Annotated in this window: 13 protein-coding genes and 1 riboswitch; of the genes, 2 read left to right on the top strand and 11 right to left on the bottom strand. The window is 73.9% G+C overall.

The window, feature by feature from the left end; all coding sequences use genetic code 11:
- Window positions 1–124: 124 nt before the first annotated feature.
- The 9 genes from AC068B_RS15610 to AC068B_RS15570 all read right to left on the bottom strand — a co-directional run bounded on the left by AC068B_RS15610 (window position 125) and on the right by AC068B_RS15570 (window position 9625).
- Complete coding sequence (locus AC068B_RS15610; protein WP_478672099.1) at window positions 125–1312, bottom strand: thiolase family protein; 1188 nt, start codon at window positions 1310–1312, stop codon at window positions 125–127.
- Between the two features lie 213 nt (window positions 1313–1525).
- Complete coding sequence (locus AC068B_RS15605) at window positions 1526–2746, bottom strand: NAD(P)/FAD-dependent oxidoreductase (protein WP_478671960.1); 1221 nt, start codon at window positions 2744–2746, stop codon at window positions 1526–1528.
- Window positions 2743–4158 carry an FAD-dependent oxidoreductase gene (locus AC068B_RS15600; RefSeq protein ID WP_478671959.1) on the bottom strand — a complete coding sequence of 472 codons (1416 nt, stop codon included), beginning with the start codon at window positions 4156–4158 and terminating at the stop codon, window positions 2743–2745. Before AC068B_RS15600 ends, AC068B_RS15605 begins: the two co-directional genes overlap by 4 nt.
- Window positions 4158–5618, bottom strand: coding sequence for an FGGY family carbohydrate kinase (locus tag AC068B_RS15595; RefSeq protein WP_478671958.1), 1461 nt, complete (start codon window positions 5616–5618; stop codon window positions 4158–4160). The genes AC068B_RS15600 and AC068B_RS15595 overlap by 1 nt, the downstream gene beginning before the upstream one ends.
- 49 nt (window positions 5619–5667) lie before the next feature.
- Entirely contained in the window at window positions 5668–6222 is a 555-nt protein-coding gene (locus tag AC068B_RS15590; RefSeq protein ID WP_478671957.1) for a GNAT family N-acetyltransferase, read from the bottom strand.
- A 33-nt stretch (window positions 6223–6255) separates the two neighbouring features.
- Entirely contained in the window at window positions 6256–6987 is a 732-nt protein-coding gene (locus AC068B_RS15585; protein ID WP_478671956.1) for an SDR family NAD(P)-dependent oxidoreductase, read from the bottom strand.
- A gap of 99 nt (window positions 6988–7086) precedes the next feature.
- Window positions 7087–7377, bottom strand: coding sequence for a hypothetical protein (locus AC068B_RS15580; protein WP_478671954.1), 291 nt, complete (start codon window positions 7375–7377; stop codon window positions 7087–7089).
- Window positions 7378–7421: 44 nt separating this feature from the next.
- Window positions 7422–7531: riboswitch (SAM riboswitch) on the bottom strand.
- Between the two features lie 21 nt (window positions 7532–7552).
- Window positions 7553–8911, bottom strand: coding sequence for a radical SAM protein (locus tag AC068B_RS15575; RefSeq protein WP_478671953.1), 1359 nt, complete (start codon window positions 8909–8911; stop codon window positions 7553–7555).
- Window positions 8912–9154: 243 nt separating this feature from the next.
- Window positions 9155–9625 carry a hypothetical protein gene (locus tag AC068B_RS15570; protein WP_478671952.1) on the bottom strand — a complete coding sequence of 157 codons (471 nt, stop codon included), beginning with the start codon at window positions 9623–9625 and terminating at the stop codon, window positions 9155–9157.
- 195 nt (window positions 9626–9820) lie between these two features.
- Here AC068B_RS15570 and AC068B_RS15565 point away from each other — a divergent pair, with 195 nt between their 5' ends.
- A complete protein-coding gene (locus tag AC068B_RS15565; RefSeq protein WP_478671950.1) occupies window positions 9821–11080 on the top strand; it encodes a sensor histidine kinase in 1260 nt (419 codons plus the stop codon).
- Between the two features lie 259 nt (window positions 11081–11339).
- Window positions 11340–12035, top strand: a complete 696-nt coding sequence (locus tag AC068B_RS15560; RefSeq protein WP_478672097.1) for a response regulator — start codon at window positions 11340–11342, stop codon at window positions 12033–12035.
- Window positions 12036–12098: 63 nt separating this feature from the next.
- On the opposite strand, the gene AC068B_RS15555 is transcribed toward AC068B_RS15560, so the two are convergent.
- Window positions 12099–13118 carry a Gfo/Idh/MocA family protein gene (locus AC068B_RS15555; protein ID WP_478671949.1) on the bottom strand — a complete coding sequence of 340 codons (1020 nt, stop codon included), beginning with the start codon at window positions 13116–13118 and terminating at the stop codon, window positions 12099–12101.
- Complete coding sequence (locus AC068B_RS15550) at window positions 13115–14167, bottom strand: Gfo/Idh/MocA family protein (protein WP_478671948.1); 1053 nt, start codon at window positions 14165–14167, stop codon at window positions 13115–13117. The genes AC068B_RS15555 and AC068B_RS15550 overlap by 4 nt, the downstream gene beginning before the upstream one ends.
- Window positions 14168–14195: the final 28 nt, after the last annotated feature.

The following is a 14195-nucleotide window of genomic DNA, read 5'->3' as shown; positions in this document are numbered from 1 at the left end:
CTGTCGCCGGTTCGGCCGCCTCCGAAGAGAAACGGCACACACCGGACCGCCACGGGGGCCGCGACCGGGGGAAACGGCACGCACCCGCTTCCCCCGGTCGCGGCCCCCGCGGCGACGACCGCCGTCAGTCTCGCTCGACCAGGAGCGCGCTGCCCTGCCCGACGCCCACACACATGGTGGCGAGGCCGCGCGTGGCTCCCGTGCGGCGCATCCGGTGCAGCAGGGTGGTGAGGATGCGGGCGCCGGAGCAGCCCAGCGGGTGGCCCAGCGCGATCGCCCCGCCGGTCGGGTTGACCAGTTCCGGGTCGATGCCGAGGGCGTCGACGCAGGCGAGCGCCTGGGCCGCGAACGCCTCGTTGAACTCGGCCTCCTGGAGGTCGTCGATGTGCCAGCCGACGCGGGCGAGCACCTTGCGCGTGGCGGGGACGGGGCCGATGCCCATGACGTCGGGGTGGACGCCCGCCGAGGCCCCGGCCGTGTACCGCCCGAGGGATTCGAGGCCGAGCTCGTTCAGGGCCTCCTCGCTGACGAGCAGCAGCCCGGCGGCGCCGTCGTTCATCGGCGACGCGTTGCCCGCGGTGACGGTGCCGTCCTTGCGGAAGACCGGTCGCAGGCCGCTGAGCTTCTCGTACGAGGTGTCCTCGCGCACGCACTCGTCCGTGTCGACGACGATGCCGTCCGGCCGCGTGACGGGGAGGAGTTCGTCGTCGAAGTGGCCGTCCTTGCGGGCGGCGGCCGCGCGCTGGTGGCTGCGGAGCGCGAAGGTGTCCTGGCGTTCGCGCGAGACGCCGTAACGCCCGGCGACCTCCTCGGCGGTCTCGCCCATCGCGAGGACGCCGTGCAGGTCCTTCATCCTCGGGTTGGTGAGGCGCCAGCCGAGGCGGGTGTCCGCGGTCTCCATGCGGTGCGGCAGCGCCTCGTCGGGGCGGGGCAGCACGAAGGGGGCGCGGCTCATCGATTCGGAGCCGCCCGCGAGGACGATGTCCGCCTCCCCGGCGGCGATGGTGCGCGCGGCGGTCGTGACGGCTTCCAGGCCGGAGGCGCAGAGCCGGTTCACGGTGGCGCCTGGCACGGACTCGGGGAGCCCCGCGAGGAGGGCGGCCATCCTCGCGACGTTGCGGTTGTCCTCCCCCGCCTGGTTGGCGGCGCCCCAGTAGATGTCGTCGATCCGGGCGGGATCGAGCTGGGGGATGTCGGCGAGGAGTCCCCGCACGACGCCCGCTGCGAGGTCGTCGGGGCGGACGGAGGAGAGGGCGCCGCGGAGTTTGCCGATGGGGGTGCGGCGGGCGGCGGCGAAGTGGACGGTGCGCACGATACGGCTCCGGATCGTTCTGCGGGTCACGCTGCTTCGGTTCTGCGGGTCACGCTGCGCAACTGGGTGGCTGGTGGCCGGGGAGCTGAGCCAGCGCATAAATTAGCGCTGCTAGTTTTGGAGTCTATGCGGGAGGCGGGGGCCAAGGGAAGAGGGACCTGAAGAGGGTCGAGGCAGTCGGCCGCTCGGCGCCTCCCGCCGGGCCTAGGGCCGTCAGCCGAGGGTGATCCGGACCGCGCCGCCCCTGGCGTCCACCCGTGCCGTCCAGCCCCCGGGCACCCGGAACGGCCGGTTCGGGACGGCCGGGCGGCGCGTGCGGGTGCGGTGCAGGGTCCTGCCGTCCTGTGTGATCACCAGTGTCGGACGCGCGACGAACTCGGTCGTGCGGAGGGTGAAGCCCGCCGCGGGCTCGTCCGGCGTCAGACGGTTCGGGGCGATCCAGGCGAGCGGGGCGGCGACCCGCAGCCGCACCGCCGCCGAGGGCCAGTCGCCGTCGGAGAGGTAGCGCCGCACCGCATCCGCCGCCATCGTCCCCTCACGCGCCACCGTGCGTGCCGGTTCGGCCGCGTGCAGCACGTTGCCGACCGCGAAGACGCCGCGCCCGTCCGTGCGGAAGGCGCCGTCGACCGCGGGGCCGCGCGTGCCGGGGTCCAGCAGGAGACCGGCGCGCCGGGCCAGTTCGTGGTCGGGGACGAAGTCCCCGGTGAAGACGACGGTGTCGCAGGCGACGTGTGCCGTCCGCCCGTCCCGGTGCCGGAGCCCGACCCCGGAGAGCCTGCCGCGGCCGAGGAGTTCGACCACGGTGGCGTCGGTGAGCAGGGGCACGCCGTGCCGCAGCCGCGCGTCGAGGGCGCGGGCCGGGCGCGCCTGGTGCCGCGGGTGCTCGGTGACCAGCGCGGCGACGGCGACCCCGGCGCGCCGCAGGGTGTCCAGGGCGGTGAAGCTCACCGGTTCCGCGCCGACCACGACGGCGCGCGTCCCGATCCGCTGCCGGTGGAGGTCGGCGGCCTGCTGGAGCTCGCCCGTGGTGTACACCCCCGCGGGCCGGGTGCCGGGCACCAGGCGTGCGGCGCGCGGGCGTTCGCGGGCCCCCGTGGCGAGGACGACCGCGCGGGCGGTGATGCGCTCCAGGCCACGGGGGCTCGTGGCGTCCACGGTGAGCGGCGCCGACCACGCGGTGACGCTGACGCCGGTCCGCAGCACGGCGCCGGTGCCGACGGCCGCCGCCACACAGCGCTCCGCGTACTGCGGCCCCGTCATCCCGAGGCGTCCGAAGCCGCCGTGCAGACAGTGCCGCGGTATGCCGCCCGCCTGCCGCTCCCGGTCCACCACCTCGACCTCGCCCACGCCCGACGCGGCGAGCCCGGCCGCCGTGGCGAGGCCCGCTGGCCCCGCGCCGACGACCAGCACGTCGACGATGCGCTCCCGCCTCATCCGGTACCCATTTCCGCACCCCGTTCGTAGAGTTCCCGCACCTCGGCACCGCAGTAGAAGCCCTGGCAGCGTCCGCTCCGCGCCCGGGTGCGGCGCCGCAGGCCGTCCGGGGAGCCGGGCGGGATCGTGGCCGCGAGGGCGTCGCGGATCTCGCCGCGCGTCACGCGCTCGCAGTGGCAGACGACGGCACCGTACGCCGGGTCGGCCGCGATGAGGTCGGCGCGCTGGTAGGGGCGGGGGAAGGCCTCGCCGAGGTTCGGCATGGAAATCGTCTCCAGATTGCGGGGTTCTGCGAGGTCCAGGCCGTTTCCGGCGAGGAGCTCCGTGACATGGGCGGCGATGGCCAGGGAAGCGGTGAGGCCGGTGGAGCGGATGCCGCCGACGGTGACGTAGCGCTGTTCCTTGTGGGCGCTGATGCGGTAGTCGTCGTGGTCGGTGGCGGCGCGGAGTCCCGCGTAGACCGCGGTGACCTCCTCGTCGAGCAGCTCGGGGAGGATCCGGCGGCCCTGCTCGCGCAGCGCCGCGATGCCCTCGGCCGTCGACCCGGTGGCCGCCTTGTCGTCCAACTCCTCTGCGGTGGGCCCGAGAAGAACGTTTCCGTACACGGTCGGGGCCACGAGGACGCCCTTGCCGAGCGCCGTGGGGACGGGCAGCAGGATGTGCCGCACCAGGTCGCGGGCGAACGTGTCGTAGACGATGAGCTGGCCCCGGCGCGGGGTGACGGTGAAGTCGTCGTGGCCGAGCAGCCGGTCGACGGTGTCGGCGTGCAGACCGGCTGCGTTGACGAGGTGCCGGGTCCGCAGGGTGCCGCGGCTGGTCGTCAGGAGGTGTGGGTCGCCCGTCGGATCGACCTTCTCCACACGGCAGTTGAGGAGGAGGTCCACTCCTGCGCGCACGGCCTGGGTGGCGTACGCGAGGGTGGTGGTCCAGGGGCAGATGATGCTCTCGCCGGGGACGTCGAGCGCGCCGAGGGCGCCGGGGCCGAGGCGCGGCTCGCGCGCCCGGACCTCGGCGGGGCCGATGACGCGTGCCGCGTCGTAGCCGTTGCGCTCCGCCTTCGCCAACAGGCCGGGCAGCGCATCGAGTTGCTCGGCGTTCCAGGCGACGAGGAGCGCGCCGACCGGCTCGACGGGAATCCCGGACTCGGCGGCGTACGCGGCGAGCAGCCGCTGCCCCTCGCGGACCAGGCGGGCCTCCAGGGAGCCGGGCACCGCGTCGAATCCGGTGTGCAGGATCGCCGTGTTCGCCTTCGACGTGCCTTCGCCGACGTCGTCGGCGGCCTCGACGAGCGCGACGCGCAGCCCTGGATACCGGGCCAGTTCGCGCGCGACGGCCGCGCCGACGACTCCCGCGCCGATGACGGTCACGTCGTACGTCACGTCCGGCGGCGCGCCACGCCTGGTCACCGTCATCAGGGCGTACGATCCAGGAGCGCCGCCACCGCCGAGCGGAACCCGGCGAGGCGTTCGGCCGCGAGGTCCGCGCCGATGCGCGGTTCGTAGACGGCGGCGGGCCGCCACTCGGGGACGGCTTCGGCGACCGCGAGGGCGGGGTCGAGGCCGATGCGGGCGACGGCGGCCGCGCCGAGCGCGGTGACGTCGGGCAACGCCGATACCTCGACGGGGAGTTGGAGGAGGTCCGCCTGGGTCTGCATGAGCAGGGCCGAGCGGGTCAGGCCGCCGTCGACGCGCAGGCTCGTCAGGGGCTCCCCCAGGTCGGCGGCCACGGCGTCGGCGAGCGCGGCGACCTGCGCGGCGATGCCCTCGCACAGGGCGCGCACCAGGTGGCCCGGGGTGGTGTCGAGGCCGAGGCCGGTGATCGAGCCGCGCAGGTCGCCGCGCCACCAGGGCGCCGCGAGACCGGCGAGCGCGGGCACGAAGGTGACGCCTCCGGCGTCGGGGACGGCCGAGCCCACGGGGTCGAGGTCCTCGGCGCCCGCTATGACGCCGAGGCCGGTGAGCCAGTGGACGGCGGACGCGGCGGTGTAGACCTGCCCGTCGAGGCAGTAGCTGGTCCGGCCCGCGAGGCGCCAGGCGACGCAGCTGACCAGTCCGGAGTCTCCGCGGCGCGGGCGCGGGCCGGTCTGGGCGAGCAGGAACGCTCCTGTCCCGTACGTGCACTTGGCGCTGCCCGGCGCGGTCACGTCCTGGGCGAGCAGGGCGGCCTGCTGGTCGACGAGGAGGCCGGTGAGGGGGATCTCGGGGCCGAACGCGGTGGTCGTGCCGTACTCTCCCGCCGCGTCGACAACCCGGGGCAGGTGTTCGTCGGCGAGCCCGTAGAGGTCGAGGGCCCGTGGTGACCAATCGACGGTGTCGAGGTCGAGGAGCTGGGTGCGGCCCGCCGTCGCGGCGTCGGTGACGTAGGCGCCGGTGAGGCGGTGGACGAGCCAGGCGTCGCTGGTCGTGACCACGCCGTGGCGGGTGCGGTGGCGACGTATCCACGCCATCTTGGGCGCGGCGAAGTAGGGGTCGAGCGGCAGTCCCGTGAGTTGCCTCAACTCCTCCGCGTGCTCGGCCAGTTCGGCGCAGACCGATGCCGCCCTGCGGTCCTGCCAGACGAGGGCTTCGGTGAGGGGCCGCCCGGTCGCCGGGTCCCAGGCGAGCACCGTCTCGCCCTGGTTGGCGAGGCCGACGGCGGCGACCGGTTCACCCGCGTCCGCCAGCGCCGCGCGGCCCGCGTCGACGACGGACGAGAACAGTTCGGCGGGGTCGACCTCGACCAGACCGCCGGGGAGGCAACGGGGGTGCACCGGAGCCGTGCCCGATCCGATCACGCCGCGCTCCGGGCAGACCACGAGGGCCTTGGTCCCGGACGTGCCCTGGTCGACGGCGAGCACTGGCCTTCGCGCCGGATCCGCCTCGTAGGTGATCACCGCGGAAGCCTGCTACAGGGTCCAGCAGGGCGTCAAGGGACCGACCGCCTTACAGGGGACGGTCGTTGAGGATCTTCTGGAAGAGCCGGTGGTCGCGCCAGGCGCCGTTGATGTAGAGGAAGGACGGCGCGACCCCGTACTCCTCGAAGCCGCACTTCGTGAGCACGCGCTGCGACGCGGTGTTGTGCAGGAGGGTGCCCGCCTCGACGCGGTGCAGGCCGAGTTGGGTGTCCGCGGCCTCGCAGACGTGCCGCGCGGCCGCGGAGGCGAGGCCGCGGCCCACGTGCTCCGCGTCGATCCAGTAGCCGAGGTTTCCGCTACGGGCCGGGCCGAGCACGATGTTCGACACGGCCGCGTGGCCGACGATCTCGGCGCCGCTCACGAGCACCCAGTGCGCCGACCGGCCCGCGCGTCCGTCCGCCAGCTGCACCTGGACCCGCTCGACCTGCCCTTCCTCGGTATAGAAGGCGGCGGACCTGTCCGGGTCCCAGGGGTCGAGGTGGTCGCGGTTGCGCCGGTAGGCACGGGCGAGCGGCGCCGCGTCGCCGAGCGCGACGGGCCGGATGAGGACGTCATTGGCGAGGTCGACCGCTCCACTGATCATGCGCCAATCGTACGAGTGGCCGACCCGGGAGCGTCAGCGTCCGCCCGCGACCCGAAGCACGGTGCCCGTCGCGTACGAGGCCTCGTCCGAGAGCAGCCAGGCGACGGCCGCCGCGATCTCCGACGGCTGCCCCGCGCGCCCCAGCGGAATGCCCGCCGAGAGCTTCGCGGGACGCTCGGGGTCGGCGTGGAACTCGGTCCAGATGACGCCGGGGGCGACGGCGTTGACGCGGATGCCGTCCCCGGCGACCTCCTTGGACAGACCGACCGTCATCGTGTCGACGGCGCCCTTGGCGGCGGCGTAGTGGACGTACTCGCCGGGGGCGCCGAGGGTGGCCGCCGCGGAGGAGACGTTGACGATCGCGCCGCCGCCATTGGCCTTCATGTCCCGCACCGCGCGCCGGGCGCAGAGCAGATATCCGAGTACGTTCACTTCGAGCGCCCGGCGCATGCCGTCGGCGTCGGCGTCGGCGAGGGGCCCGACGGGGCCGCTCACCCCGGCGTTGTTGACCAGGCCGGTGACCGGGCCGAGCTCGGCCGCGGTGTCGAAGAGGCGGTCGACGTCGGCCTCGTCGGCGGTGTCGACCTCGACGGTGAGGCAACGACGGCCAGCCTTGCGAACCGCCTCCGCGGCTTCCTCTGCGGCGGCCGCGTTCGAGCGGTAGCCGATGACGACGTCGTGGCCGTCCTCGGCGAGACGGGCGCTGACAGCGGCGCCGATACCGCGACTGCCGCCGGTGACGACGGTGACGGGGTGGTGCTGCACGGGGGACCTCCGGCTCTGGGTGGCTGCTGTCGCGCCGCCCGGACGCGGGGATCGCCCGCGTCCGGATCACGCCGTCATCCTACGAACCGGTGATCTTCGTCAGCGGCGAGGGGGCTCGGCCACGCGCACGAGCGTCGTACCCACCGTGTCGCGGCTCAGCCGCAGCCGGTTTCCCCGGGGCTGCCACTGGGCCGGTCCCCTGTGCTCCCGCAGAAGACGGCGCAGCCGCTCCGGGTCGTGGGTCCACACGGTGGCGGGGACGCCCCGGGTCGGACCGAGCACATGGAGGACGATCAGACCGTCGTCGCGGACGTCGTGCGAGGAGAGGAGCACGTCACAGGTGTCGAGCTCGTGGTCGTCGTGCTCGCGGGTGCCGTACGGGTGCGTCATGGTGCGCCTCCGGAGTCGTGGACCCCGGTGTCGCCGACCCCGGTGATCCGCCGTTCCCCGCGCACGTCGCACGGGGCGGGTCGTCACCCGGGGCACCCGCGACGGAGCGGGGTGCCGTCCAGCGAGCCGGGGCTTGACACTGGAACTCGTGACCCGCCCCGACCGTAACACGGGGCTACTGAGGCGTCGCCGGGATTACCGCGTCCTCCGGGGCGGCCGCCTCCGCGGGCAGGCTGTCCATGAACGAGCTGACCGAGAAGACCGCGTTGCCGGGTCCCGCGGGGCCGTAGCCGGGGGGCGAGGAGAGGCCGTTGGCCTCCATCGTGGCGCGGTAGGCCTCCAGGAGCCGCACGTGGTACTCCAGCGGCGCGCCCTGCGGGTTCGCCTTGCCGAGCGGGGTCGTGGGCTCCGGGCACCAGGTGGTGAAGCGGGGCGTGATGCCGCGCGACATGAAGTACTGCAGGCCCTCGACGGTGGAGTCGATCGCCTCGCCGACGGTCTTGAAGCCGAAGGGCTCCGCCATCTCCACGCCCGCCACGAAGTTCGGGATGACGTTGCGCGGCCCGAACACCTCGGCGGAGTCCAGGATGCGGCGGTGCCACTCGTCACGTCCGACGTAGCGCTCCTTGCCGGGGCAGTACCGCTCGAACAGGTACGGGTCCCACACCTCGTAGTTGGGGTGGTAGATCCGCACGCCGTAGTCGTGGAAGCGCTGGACGTCCTCCTTGGGCAGGGCCTGGGCGACGACCTTGCCGATCCAGCGGCCGGGGAAGCGCTCCTCGATGGCCTTCGCGTACTGGCCGTAGAAGTCGGCCTCGTCCTTGCCCTGGAGCCGCGTGGTGATGGCGCCGCCGGTGAGCGTGTACGCGGTGGAGGACTTCGCGGTGTCGTACTTGTCGATGATGGCGAGGGCTTCGAGGACCTCGTCCATCGGCTTCACGCCCGTGTAGGGACGCCCGGCCGCCTTCTGCTGGCGCCAGTTGTGGTTGATGTCGCAGTACTGGCACTCCTCCTTGGCGCCGAAGTACTGGCAGACCCGGAAGACCGTCAGGTAGATGAGGTAGCCCCACTGGATGGTGGGCGCCACCTCCATCACGGACTTGCCGTTCTCCAGCGTGTGCCGGTAGTAGTCCGGCATCGGGGGCAGGCCGACGTCGGAGATCCGCGCCCCGTCCAGGTACAGGCCGAGCACGCCGTTGTCGTCGGCGGCGACCCGGTAGGGCGAGGACGGGTTCACCCGCACGGAGACGACGGTGCGGCGCAGCTCGTAGGGGCCGCCGGTGAGGACGATCTCCTCCGGCGGGCGGCGCAGCGCGGCGGCGCCCAGTTCGGGGAGCGTGCCGTGGTCGAAGGAGAAGATGAAGTACGACTTCGGCTTGACCTCGCCCTTCTCGTTGTCGCTGAGCGCCGACTCGTCGAAGGCGATGCCGCCGCGCAGCAGATCCTCCTTGATCACGGCTTCCCGCGGCACGTGCGGGAACCGCTCCATGAGTGACTCGATGAGCTGGGTACGGCTCTCGCTGCGGCTTGGCATGGGCCGGGCACCTCGGATCCTGTTCGGTCGATCTGTCCCGTCCACGCTAATACCCGGCGGATCCGTTCCGGATCCGACTCCGGTCTCAGACCGGCTGCGCCGCAGGTCTAGGCTCCTGGTGGCATGCCCCCAGCCCTTCACCTCGACGAGCGCCGCCCGGTCCCCGGGCCGCCGCTGTCGGCGGCACGCTTCCCGGTGGCCCCACCGTCACGGCCGCCAGCGTCGCTCGCGCCCGTGTCCCCATCAGCGCCGGGCCTTCATCGCGACGTCCTTGTCCTGCCAGGCGTAGAGCGTTCCGTCGATCCGGGCGCCGGACCACGTGCCGCAGTTCCTGTCCGCCTTCGACGCGACGTCCGAGGGGAACCAGTCGGCCTTGAGCCGTGGCTTGCCCTGCGACTCGCCCTTGACGCACTGCTTGGGGAAGGTGCCGTCCGGCGTCGTGAACTTGATGATCCGGTCGTCGCCGGTGGTCGACATGACGTAGTCGATGTCGGTGGCGTCGTCGGGCAGCCAGCGCGGCACGGACTTCCTGTCGCTCTTCGCCGCGGCGCCGTCCTTGTAGGACGACTTCTCCTGGTGGTCGTCGAAGGGGTTGCTGGAGCCGCTGCCGCAGGCGGTCAGGGCCGCGGCGAGGGCGGCGGCGCCCAGCGCGCAGAGTGTCGTGCGGGCCGCGCGGGGGCGGCGGGGGTTCGGGCGGTGCGTGGTGCGAGGCATGGTGGTCGCGCTCTCCTGGGCGTCGGGGCCCGCTTACGCGGAGCCGGAGTGGCCCGCTTCCGCGGAGCCGGAGTGTCTGCCTCCACGCTCGCCGCCCCGGCCCCTCGCGCGCCTCGCCCCTTCGGTGGATCGCGCGGGCCCCGGTCAGGCTTTCGGCTGATCCACGGAATGCGACCTCATGCGTACATTCGGTACGTGGATGATCACCGCTCACCGCCCGGCGCGGCGCCCACCGGGCCAGGCCCCCACCCCGGCGGACCCGGCACCGGCGGACCAGGCTCAGACCCCCGAACCCGCACAGGCCCCCGTCCCGGCCCGGCCAGGGCGTTGCTGTTCGGCGTCCCCGTGGTGTTCCTGTGGCTCCTCGACCTGGTGTCGAGCCAGCCCGACGGTTCCTGGCTGCCCCTGGTCTCCGGGCCACTGGCCGTCGCCGTGCTGCTCGTGCGGGGCAACCCCCGCATCGAGGTACGGGCCGCCGCGGCGGCGCTGGTCTCCGGCGGGCTCACGCTCGGCCTGGCGCTCGGCCATGTCCAGGTGGGCAGCTGGGGGCTCCTGGAGTCCTTCGCGCTGCTCGCCCTGCTCACGGTCACCACGCGGACGGCCCGGCTGCCCGTCGGGTACGTCCTGTGTGCGCTGCTCACGCTCGCCGTGGCGGTGGCGCCCGTACGGACCGGGTTCGAGTCCGAGGCCGAGACCTTCGCGTTCATGCTCACGGTCGCGGCGGGCGGCGCGCTCGCGCTCGGCGGCTATCTGCGCTCTCTGGACGGCAGGCGGGCGCTCGCGGTGAGCGCGACGCAGGAGGAGGAGCGCCGCCGCATCGCCCGCGATCTGCACGATTTCGTCGCCCATCACGTGACCGGGATCGTCGTCCAGGCGCAGGCTGCGCGTGCCGTCCGCGAGACCTCTCCCGAGCAGCTCGAACCGCTGCTCGCCGGGATCGAGAAGGCCGGTACGGAGACGCTCGAATCGATGCGGCGGCTCGTGCACGTCCTGCGCGCGGAGCCCGGCGCCACGACCCGGCCCGCCGACCTGCTCACCGAACTGGCCGCGCTGGTCGCTGCCCACGGCGACGCCGCGACCCTGGAGGTCACGGCGCAGGTCCGCGCCGCCGCGCTCGCGCCCGAGGTCGAGACGTCCGTGCACCGCGTCGTCCAGGAGGCGCTCACCAACGTCACCCGGCATGCGCCCGGCGCCGGTGACGTCCGGGTGCGCGTGGCGAAGGACGCGGGACGGCTGGTGGTCGAGGTGTCCAACGGCCCGGCTCCCCACGACCGCGCCAAGGATCGGACCCCGCCGGGCGGCCGCGGCGGTCTCGGCCTGATCGGCCTGCGCGAGCGGGTCGCGGCGCTCGGCGGCGACCTGGACGCGGGGCCGCTGCCGGACGGCGGCTGGCACCTGCGCGCCGCGCTGCCGGACGGCGGCTGGCACCTGCGCGCCGCGCTGCCAGCCAGTTGAACAGCACGCTGTGCGGCACGGGCTGCCCGAAGTCCCTCGCGGCACCGGGCGGAGGACCTCCCGTTGGCTCGGCGGACAGCCGCCCGCCAGGGCGCATGCCCCCGGTCACGGACCCGCGCCCGGACCCCCCGCGGCGCTCGGTGGTGATCATGAGGGCGTGCGGAAGTGCCCCCTGGCACAGGCCGTCCGCGCAGGCGCGCCCCGGCCCGCCCTACTCTTCTCCCTCCCGGCCCGCCCTACTCTTCTCCCTGTGGAAGAAATGCCGCAGAACCACCGCCCCGCGAGCCAGGTGCGCGTCCTCATCGCCGACGACCAGGAAATGGTGCGGACGGGATTCCGGCTGATCCTGTCCGCGCAGCCGGGCATCGAGGTGGTCGGCGAGGCGGGCGACGGCGCCGAGTGCGTCGAGCTCGCCCGGCGGCTGCGGCCCGACGTGTGTCTCGTCGACGTCCGGATGCCGAAGCTGAACGGCCTCGAGGTGACCCGGCTGCTCGCCGGTCCCGGCGTCGTCGAACCGCTGCACGTCGTGGTCGTCACCACCTTCGACCAGGACGACTATCTGGACGACGCGCTGCGCGGCGGCGCGGTCGGGTTCCTGCTCAAGGACGCCGGGCCCGGGCTGCTCGTGGAGGCGGTGCGCGCCGCCGCCCGTGGCGACGCGCTGGTGTCCCCCGCCGTGACGCTGCGGCTCCTGGAGCGCATGGCGGGCCGGCACGGCCCGCACTGCGGCGCGGCGGCTGTCGGGCCCGCGCCCGAGGTGCTCTCGGAGCGCGAACTCGACGTGGCGAGGCGCGTCGCGCGGGGCCGGACCAATCAGGAGATCGCCGAGGAGCTGTGGATCTCCGTGGCGACCGTCAAGACCCATCTGGCCAACATCCAGACGAAGCTGGCCGTGCGCAACCGCGTGGAGATCGCCGCGTGGGCCTGGGAGTCGGGCCAGGTCGGCGGGCGCTGACCGCCCGGCCGACCCGGTGACCGCCCGGCCGACCGGAGCCCCCTCAGTCGACCGGTGACCCCCTCAGTCGACCGGCACCGACACCGGCACGCCACCACGTGCCGACGCGTACCCGGCCGCCACGACGCGCAGAGTGCGCAGCCCGCCCGCACCGTCGGCGACGTCCATGCCGTCCTCGCCGGGACCGTGCAGGAAGGCCCGCAGCATCCGCTCGTCCAGGTCGACGCCGAACGGCAACTCCGTGCCCTGCCCCCGGCGTTCGCTGAAGCCGTGCACCTTCTGGTCGAAGGCGTCCATCTCCAGGGTGGCCCGCTCGCCGACGACCGTGAGTTCCAGGCCGCCCCAGGAGTGGTGGGAGCGGGGGTGCGACCAGCTGCAGTCGATGGTGACGACGGCGCCGTTGGAGTAGGTCACGCTGACCAGGCCGCTGGTCTCGGCGTCGACCTCGCCGGCGTACAGGAGATTGTTGGTCTGCGCGTAGACCTCGACGGGCCTGGCCGCTCCGAAGAGGTCGTCGAGCAGGTCGGCGATGTGCACGGTGTGGTCCATGAGGGCGCCGCCGCCGGAGAGCGCAGGTTCGGCGAACCAGCGGCGGTCGCGGGTCGGCATGGAGCCGTTGTTCGCGCCGGACACCGCGAGGACCCGGCCCACGTCGCCCGAGGCGAGGGCGGCCTTCACGGCCGCGTAGGCCGGGCTGAAGCGCACCGGGTAGGCGACCGCGAGCCGCACCCCGGCGTCACGGCAGGCCGCGACCATCGCCTCGCCGTCCTCGACCGTGGCCGCCAGAGGCTTCTCGCACAGGACTGCCGCGCCGTGCGCGGCGGCGCGCTCGACCAGGGGGCGGTGCCGCGCGTTCTCGGAGCAGACGATCACCGCGTCCGGGCGCCAGGCGAAGGCTTCCTCGTACGTGTCCGCGTACGCGACCCGCGCCGCGTCGGCGAGCGCGCGGCCCCGCACCTCGCCGGGCGCCGCGAGGTCGGTGTCCGGATCGCTGCCGAGGACTTCGATGCCGGGCATCCGGGACAGCAGCCGGAGGTAGCTCGCCGCGTGGACGTGGGCGAACGACAGGACGGCGACCTTCATCGCGCTGCCTCCCCGATCTCGGTGCTCTCAGTGCTCTCAGTGGGCGCGGTGATCTCGATGACGCGGCCGGTGCGGCTCGACTCCACCGCGGCCTCGGCGATCCGCACGGCTTCGATGCCGTCGCGGGTGCTCACCCGTGGCGCGGGGCCGCCGTCGTGCCAGGACGCGGCGAACTCGCGGAGTTCGGTGAGGAAGGGGCTCTCGGTCATGGGGCTGGTCGGGATTCCCTCGTTCGCGGCGCGCACGCCCTGCGCGGTGATCCGGAAGCCGGGGACGGCGGTGGAGTCGTGGTGCAGGAGGCCGTCGGCTCCCGCGACCCGGAACGTCGTGCGGAACTGCTGGTCGGGCAGGCCCCACAGGCCGTTGATGTGGCTGATGGCGCCCGACGCGTGGGTGAGGACGGCCGACGCGGTGACGACCTCGGGCGGGGTGCCGGTGGCGTGTTCGACGCCGCGGGTCCGTGCGTGCACGCGGACCACGTCGCCCGCGACCCACCGGGCGATGTCGATGTCGTGCACCATCAGGTCCATGATGACGCCGCCGGACTGGGCGGGGTCGCCAAACCACGGGGCCCACTGGGGCCTGGCGCCGCCGCGCGTGAAGCGCAGGACGGCGAGTTCGCCGAGGTCGCCGCGGGTCACGGCCTGTCGCAGGGCCGCGTACGCGGGGAAGTAGCGCACCACGTGGGCGGGGTGCAGCCGTACGCCTGCCGCGTCGGCGGCGGCCCCGATCTCCTCGGCGTCGCGGGCGGTGAGGGCCAGCGGCTTCTCGCAGACGACGTGGCGGCCCGCGGCGACGGCCGCGAGGGCGAGTTCCTTGTGGGTGGGGGTCGGGGTGCAGACGTCGACGGCGCTCGCTTCGGCGAGGAGGTCATCGAGGTGGTCGAAGGACCGGACGTCGTACCCGCGCTCGGTGTACTCGGCCGCGAGTTTCTCCGCCGAGCCGTCGACGGTGTGCACGCTCACCCGGGCGCCGAGCGCCAGCCAGCCGGGCAGATGGGCGCGGGCGATGCCGCCTGCGCCGAGCAGGCCGATGTGAAGCGGTGGCATAGGGGAACCGCTGCCTTCCGTTGGGGGT

It is taken from the genome of Streptomyces sp. NPDC042371, from assembly GCF_056437465.1.
This window is presented reverse-complemented; position numbering and strand designations above follow the sequence as displayed.

Coding starts and splice junctions, on each gene's coding strand:
- AC068B_RS15605 (WP_478671960.1), bottom strand. CDS start 2,746: ATGAGGCGGGAGCGCATCGTCGACGTGCTGGTCGTCGGCGCGGGGCCA.
- AC068B_RS15600 (WP_478671959.1), bottom strand. CDS start 4,158: ATGACGGTGACCAGGCGTGGCGCGCCGCCGGACGTGACGTACGACGTG.
- AC068B_RS15590 (WP_478671957.1), bottom strand. CDS start 6,222: ATGATCAGTGGAGCGGTCGACCTCGCCAATGACGTCCTCATCCGGCCC.
- AC068B_RS15580 (WP_478671954.1), bottom strand. CDS start 7,377: ATGACGCACCCGTACGGCACCCGCGAGCACGACGACCACGAGCTCGAC.
- AC068B_RS15575 (WP_478671953.1), bottom strand. CDS start 8,911: ATGCCAAGCCGCAGCGAGAGCCGTACCCAGCTCATCGAGTCACTCATG.
- AC068B_RS15570 (WP_478671952.1), bottom strand. CDS start 9,625: ATGCCTCGCACCACGCACCGCCCGAACCCCCGCCGCCCCCGCGCGGCC.
- AC068B_RS15560 (WP_478672097.1), top strand. CDS start 11,340: ATGCCGCAGAACCACCGCCCCGCGAGCCAGGTGCGCGTCCTCATCGCC.
- AC068B_RS15555 (WP_478671949.1), bottom strand. CDS start 13,118: ATGAAGGTCGCCGTCCTGTCGTTCGCCCACGTCCACGCGGCGAGCTAC.
- AC068B_RS15550 (WP_478671948.1), bottom strand. CDS start 14,167: ATGCCACCGCTTCACATCGGCCTGCTCGGCGCAGGCGGCATCGCCCGC.